The organism is Kitasatospora sp. NPDC024654, assembly GCF_055559155.1.
This window is the reverse complement of record NZ_JBVHLF010000175.1, coordinates 1-6083: the sequence shown is the minus strand read 5'-3', so window position 1 is coordinate 6083 and position 6083 is coordinate 1. Positions and strand designations below refer to the sequence as shown.

Here is a 6083-nt window from a genome sequence, read left to right as displayed (position 1 = left end):
GATGATCAGACGATCGCAAGAAGGGTCGGATTTGCTCCGGTGGGTCCCGTTTCATCCGCCGTTCAGCGGTCAGTTTTCAACCGTCGCTGAGAATCCCTCGCGCCTTGCGATGCTCTTGCTGCTGAGCAACATCTGCTCTCGGTACTCGCCAATAAAGCCACTCGGTCAGAGCACGGCCTCGTGCGACCTGCGCGTCCTGCCGCGCGGCAGGATCAGGGCCCGCCCCGAGCACTGAATGCGAAAGGCCTGGTCTGGGGAGCGGTCCCCGGGCCAGGCCTTTCGCATTCAGCGTTCGGGGCGCGGTGAGCCCCTCAAGAAGTTCGTCGAGCTCCTCAGGCGTGGACGCGACCCTCAGGATTGCCGCCCCCTCGGGGGCGGTCGCTCCGAGCGGGCGGAGGGCGGAACACGGCTCCGGGTGTCCTTCGTCAGCCGGGCGCTGGGGAGGCAAGGCTGGCGGGGTGGAAACGGCGTTTCCAGTGCTCGGCCCCACTGGTCCGAAGGCTACGTCCAGTTGTGGCCTGGGCGTCGTCTACACAACCCTCGAACTCTCAGTCGGCCGCCTTGAGGCTGTACGGCGCCGGATGGCAAAGGCTCGGCTCAGGCATCCACTGCCAGCTGCCGTTGCTTGGCCTGGTAGGCCTCCCAAACCGTCGCCGCAGCACTCTCGACGTCCGGATGGAGGAGCGGCTGGTCCGGGTCTGCGGAATCGGCGAGGGCCATGCCCTCAGCCACAGCCACCCAGCCAGCCAACCCGCCTGCGCCGTATTCGATCCATCCGGTTACGCCAGTGTCCTCGAGTACGACGTACCGGACGTTGCGGTCGCTCTGCCATCCCGTCAGCTGCCAGGTCGGGCCGAGCAGCGGCAGCGGTTCGCTCTCTGTGATGCGCCCCAGCCCCCGCTGCGCTGGGGACACCAGGTTCAGTCCGGTGACCATGGCCAGGGTGCGGCTGGGCTTCCTTGTCTGCCCTTCTCCCTCTTGCGTGGCTTGTGTCACCGACGCGGCCGTCAGGCGTTGAAGCAGAAGGGCCAGCTCTTCGTCGGTGCACGCGGCGAGGAGTGTAACCGCCCAGTCCGTGGCGGTGGCGCCCAGTTGAAGGAGCCGGCGGCGTGCCGTCGCGGCGTCCGGCTCGGTACGGGGACGCTGCTGCGGCACATCCGCAGCTTCTACTTCGGTGAGCATCGGGGTCTGCGTGGAAACGCCGTTTCCACCCTTGGCCGGCTCCCGGTCTGCGGCGTGCTTCCCACGGGGGGTGGAAACGGCGTTTCCACCCCTGGCGCTGCGCTTGGGCGCCGCTGCGCGGTCCTCGATCGCCTTCTCGACCGCGGCCTTCTGCTGTTCCTGGGGCAGGCGGCCAGCCGAGCGGGCGACCTCGACGGGGACGGCCTTCTCCTCCACCGCCTGCTGAAGTTCGGGGGTCAGGTTGAGAAGGGCGAGGCGCTGGGAGACCCAGACATGGGATTTGCCGAGGCGCTTGGCGACCTGTCGCTGCGAGCCGTGCACGGTGATGAGTCGGGAGAGAGCCTTGGCCTGGTCGAGAGGTTCGATCTCAACGTGCTGGACCGCAGCGACGAGGGCCGACTCAAGCATGTCGTCGGCGGTCTCGGCCTGGTCATCGTCCACGTGGATGGGCAGCTCGTCGAGTCCGGCGAGGGTCGCTCCAGCGAGGCGCCGGTTCCCGTCGAGGACGACGTACTCGGCGGTGCCGATCCGGGCGTCGTGGCCGGGGTGGGCGTTCAGGAAGGCAGTGCGCGTCACCACGGTCAGCGGCTGGATGATGCCGCGGACTTCGAGGCTGTCGGCCATCTCCTTGATCTCGGTGAGCGTCTCGCGCGGGTTGAATGGGTTGTGGGCGAGCTGCTCGATCCGGGCGCGCCCGCTGATCTGCGGCGGCGCACTGACTGCGGAGAGCGAAGGCGTTCCGTCGAGAGCTGCCAGAGCCCGGGCCCGCTCGCTGACGGGCTGGGAAGCGACGGCGTCGAAGCTGCTGGAGCCGCCGAGCAAAGCGGCCTTGCCGCGGCCGCTCATGACAGCTCCCGAATGATCTGGCGCATGGTGTGGGCCTGCTCGGATTCAGGCGCGTAGTCGAGGAGCGGCTGAGTAACGCGGACGGCTTCGCGCTGCTCGCGCAGGTCCTTGTTGACCGCGAGGACGCGGGGGGTTCCGAGGGCCTTCCACTTCTCCAGGGAGGAGGTGGCGATGAAGCCGCGGCGGGAGTCGTACTTGTTGACAACCAAGCCGAGCTGCTGGAGCACCAGGTCATAGTCGGCGCTGAGGGCATCGATCTGCTTGACGAGCATGCCGTAGGCCTTGGCGGAGCTGTCCTCGGCTTCGACGGGGATGACGACACCGGAGCGGCCGTCCTGCTCGCCGTCACGTTGCCGCCCGTAGTAGAGAGCGGCATCCATGGCGAGGCCGAGGCTGGGCGGCGAGTCGATGATGATCACGTCGTAGTCCGGTTCGGCCGCGGCGAGGGCGCGTTCGAGGACAGCGTGCCGCGGACCTCGGAACATGGCGAGGCCAGCATCGAGCAGGAACGCGTCGAAGGCGGCGGGCAGGACGTGGAGTCGTCCGCCGAACCGGTCGCCGGGGATAACGACGACCAGGTCCCGGACGGTCTTGCGGACCTTGTCCCGGTCGATCATGTGCGTGACCAGGCTCTCCTCACCCGCGTCGATAGCGGGGATGTTGAGCTGGTGGCTCAGGTGGCCCTGCGGGTCGTAATCGATGAGCAGCACACGCTGGCCGTCTTCGGCGAAGGCCTGGGCCACACCGGCGGAAACGGCCGTCTTACCGACGCCGCCCTTCTGGTTGGCCATAACGATGCGCCGCGCCGGCTGGTCCGGGCTGACGCTCTCCTGGTCCGCGTGCTCGTCCAGCCAGAGCCGCACCGCCTGGGCGAGGCCCTGGATGTAGGACACCTCGCGGTTGAGGCAGTCCTCCTTGAACACGTCGTAGAGGCCTTCGGGAAGCCAGGTTCCGAAGGAGTCGGCTCCCGAGGTGTCGATGGTCGGGAGGGGAGTGTTGTGGGCCCGCCAGGCGACGATGCCGTCGGCGACGGCGTCCTGGACATCGATGCCCAGCTGAGCAGCACGGACCTTGAGGTCTTGACGGAGGGACGCGGGCAGCTTAGACGTTAGCTTTTCCCGCTCACCTCCCGAGTACGGGGATGCCATGGCGTCAGCATACTGACGCGAGCTGGCTGGTTACGAATCTAAACGGCGTGTCGGCACGTCAAAACCCTTCGAGTGCCCGGAGGGGTGGAAACGGCGTTTCCACCCCTCCGGCCCGAGCGACGTCCAGATATGGGAACGCAGAAGGACCCGTCTCCCCGGTGTCGCTTGGGTTCTAGGAGACGGGCCCTTCACTGTGTTGAGGATCAGGCTGGGACCCGGCCAGCATCACGGTCCAGACCGATGGCTCGGGTGACGACGGCGAGGGTGGCGGCCCAGTCACCGTCGAAGTGCACGGCCTTGTCGCAGATGTAGACCCGGACGGCAGAGGCGAGCCGGACCAAGCCCCCGTCCATCTGCCCTCAGGGCGCTGGAGAGTCCGCGCATTCCAGAAGACCGGCGACTCCCCCTGGATCAGCGTGGTTCACCTTCTCCCGGAGGCCGATGGCCAGTCGACAACGACTCCTTGACTCGAACGGCGAGCTCGACGGTTCGAAGTGGCCCCCGGCGCCCATCGGGCGCTCACGATCGGTACGCGGCGTCGTGATACCTGCGCAGCCTTGGGCCGCGGATCGAGGGCAGCCCGACCAGGGTGTCCCTGAAGGCGCCATCATGGGGTTCTAGGGGGTGCCAGGGGCGCGACGGCAGTGGGTAGTCATCGCGCAGGACACCCGCCGGGAGCACCCCGGTGGCGGGCGTCGGGTAGGTCTCCCCGGGGCTGGTGAGGTACGCCCAGACTCCGCTGTCCAGCGGCACCACCGTCGCCTCGCGGTCGGGTGGGCGCCACGGCTCGCCCGTGCCGGGGTGGCGGGGGACGAGGAGGACGTCGGGGCGGGGCCGGGGCTCGGGGATGCCCGGGCCGGCCAACCCCACCGAGCGGGGGCCGGGCCCGGGCGGGAGGTAGCGGGCCACGGCGTGGCCGAGCAACTCGGCGACGGGGCCGGCGGGGAGGGTCACCGGGTGGTTCTCGGTGGCCGCCACGAGGTGGGCCAGCGCGACGCCGACCGCAGCCTCCCAGCGGCGGCTCCACGACCCGTCGGGTTCGACGGGCGGGACGCGGTGTTCGGCACGCTCCAGGCCCGCCCAGTCGGGTTGCGGGTCGTCCGGGAGCCCCGAGGGGCGGGGGACGACCGCGTCGGGCTCCAGCCACACCGTCTGCCACGAGCCGCAGTCGTCGATCCGGGTCGCCACGGCCCGTCCGCACCCCGCACAGGCCAGATTGGGCCCGGCCCGGCCGTCCACGCCCCGGCAGTAGCCCTCGCACTTCTCCAGGATCAGAGTCATCGACCGGGAGTCACCGGGCGCGATGACGATCCTGCCCCGCGCGCCGAAGGAGACGGAGTACACCGGCGCGTACACCCCCTGCCTGGCAGCCGCTTCCTCTCCGACCTCTGCCCACAACCGCCAAGGAGGTCCGGTGGGCCGTGGGTCGACGGCGTACGTCGCCGGATCCATCAGCGGAGGATGAAGTTCCTCCCAGGCACCGTGGTGGGTGTGGACGGGGAGCGCGACCTGGGACACCGGTGCCGTCAACTCGGTGCAGCACCCAGCACACGCAAACACGTCCAAACAAGCTCCCCCTCGCTGCGGTCCCCGGGATTGTGCCTCGCTCGCGGCGGAGGATCCATCGGATTTCGGAGCGGCTCCAGGGCTTCCGGGGTGCGCGTCATCCCCAGGTCGGCCCCGCCCCGGGTCGACGAACGCCGCATGCCTACGAACACGTTAGGCAGCGCTGCGCCGTCCCCGCCGCCGAAGCCCGCCTACGGGCCACGATCGCCAAGCTGAAGAAGACGATCGCCTCGAAGAACGCGGAGCTCAAGCACCTTCGCGCCGACGTCCATGTCCTGGTCCGCGTCGTCAACCAGCTCACCCTGGAGAACCAGCGGCTCCGCGACCGGCTCGCGGCCGACGATCCCCACGTCGTCCCACTCAGACCGCGCCCACCCCAGTAGCGATCACCGGGAGCCAGCTCGGGAACTGTACGCGGGGCTGGTCGCTGGGGGTAGGGAGTTGTAAAGGGACCTGCGGACGCAGGCCGGTGCTCGGCGGGCTTGGGTGGGGTCCCGTAGACCGGCCCTGTGTCGCCTTGACCTTGCCCCAGGGGCAAGCCCCAGTGTTCGGGCATGCGGATCTTCATGGATATCGAGCCGCTGCGGCATCAGGACTTCCGCAGACTCTGGCTCGCGGGGGCGATCACGACGTCCGGTGCCCAGTTCACGGCAGTGGCCGTGCCGCTGCAGATTTACGGTCTGACCGGTTCGTCCGTCGACGTCGGGCTCGCGGGCCTTGTCGGCTTCGTTCCGATGGTCCTCGGGTCGCTGTGGGGAGGAGCCGTGGCGGATGCCGCCGACCGGCGTCTGGTGCTGCTGTGCACCAATTCCGGGATCGGGGTGGCCTCGCTGCTGCTGTGGTTCCAAGCCGCGGCCCACCTGCGTTCGGTGGCGCTACTGCTCGTCCCAGTGGGGCTGCAACAGGCCTGCTTCGGCGCGAACGCCGCCACAGGCGGTGCGGTCGTCGCACGCCTGGTACCCGCTACGGCCCTACCGGCGGCGAACACGCTGCAGTCGACAGCCTCCTGGTCAGCGGGAATCGCGGGCCCGCTGCTGGCCGGCGCGCTTCTGCCTGCTGTAGGGAGCCCCATGCTCTACTTCATCGATGCCGTGGCGCTCACAGCGACGCTCCTGGCCGTGTGGCGGCTTCCGCCGCTGCCGCCTGTCGGCTCCGGCAGACGCCGCGTTGGCAGGAACGACGTGTTGGCTGGGCTCCGGCTGCTCACCATGGACAAGGTCCTGATCGTTACCTACGCCGCCGACTTCTCAGAGTGCGGTTCGCGCCGTGATGCCCGATTCGCGATGAGGTCTGGGTGAGGTGCCCTGCTCAGTGGGGTGGGCCGGCGCTCAAGGGCGAGGC

General features: G+C 69.2%; 5 protein-coding genes. 1 reads left to right on the top strand and 4 read right to left on the bottom strand.

Annotated elements, in window-relative coordinates; all coding sequences use genetic code 11:
• Positions 1–597: 597 nt before the first annotated feature.
• From ACZ38L_RS38045 to ACZ38L_RS38030, 4 genes are all read right to left on the bottom strand, one after another.
• Positions 598–2028: a ParB/RepB/Spo0J family partition protein gene (locus ACZ38L_RS38045; RefSeq protein WP_465702469.1), complete on the bottom strand. Its 1431-nt coding sequence runs from the start codon at positions 2026–2028 to the stop codon at positions 598–600.
• On the bottom strand, positions 2025–3176 hold the full coding sequence (locus tag ACZ38L_RS38040; protein WP_465702467.1) for a ParA family protein: 1152 nt from the start codon (positions 3174–3176) through the stop codon (positions 2025–2027). Before ACZ38L_RS38040 ends, ACZ38L_RS38045 begins: the two co-directional genes overlap by 4 nt.
• 203 nt (positions 3177–3379) lie before the next feature.
• On the bottom strand, positions 3380–3529 hold the full coding sequence (locus tag ACZ38L_RS38035; RefSeq protein WP_465702465.1) for a hypothetical protein: 150 nt from the start codon (positions 3527–3529) through the stop codon (positions 3380–3382).
• A gap of 166 nt (positions 3530–3695) precedes the next feature.
• Positions 3696–4628 carry a hypothetical protein gene (locus ACZ38L_RS38030; RefSeq protein ID WP_465702463.1) on the bottom strand — a complete coding sequence of 311 codons (933 nt, stop codon included), beginning with the start codon at positions 4626–4628 and terminating at the stop codon, positions 3696–3698.
• Between the two features lie 668 nt (positions 4629–5296).
• Here ACZ38L_RS38030 and ACZ38L_RS38025 point away from each other — a divergent pair.
• Positions 5297–6040: an MFS transporter gene (locus tag ACZ38L_RS38025; protein ID WP_465702461.1), complete on the top strand. Its 744-nt coding sequence runs from the start codon at positions 5297–5299 to the stop codon at positions 6038–6040.
• Positions 6041–6083: the final 43 nt, after the last annotated feature.

Excerpts from the sequence above, each read along its gene's own strand:
- ACZ38L_RS38045 (WP_465702469.1), bottom strand. The coding sequence starts at position 2,028 with ATGAGCGGCCGCGGCAAGGCCGCTTTGCTCGGCGGCTCCAGCAGCTTC.
- ACZ38L_RS38040 (WP_465702467.1), bottom strand. The coding sequence starts at position 3,176 with ATGGCATCCCCGTACTCGGGAGGTGAGCGGGAAAAGCTAACGTCTAAG.
- ACZ38L_RS38035 (WP_465702465.1), bottom strand. The coding sequence starts at position 3,529 with ATGGACGGGGGCTTGGTCCGGCTCGCCTCTGCCGTCCGGGTCTACATC.
- ACZ38L_RS38030 (WP_465702463.1), bottom strand. The coding sequence starts at position 4,628 with ATGGATCCGGCGACGTACGCCGTCGACCCACGGCCCACCGGACCTCCT.
- ACZ38L_RS38025 (WP_465702461.1), top strand. The coding sequence starts at position 5,297 with ATGCGGATCTTCATGGATATCGAGCCGCTGCGGCATCAGGACTTCCGC.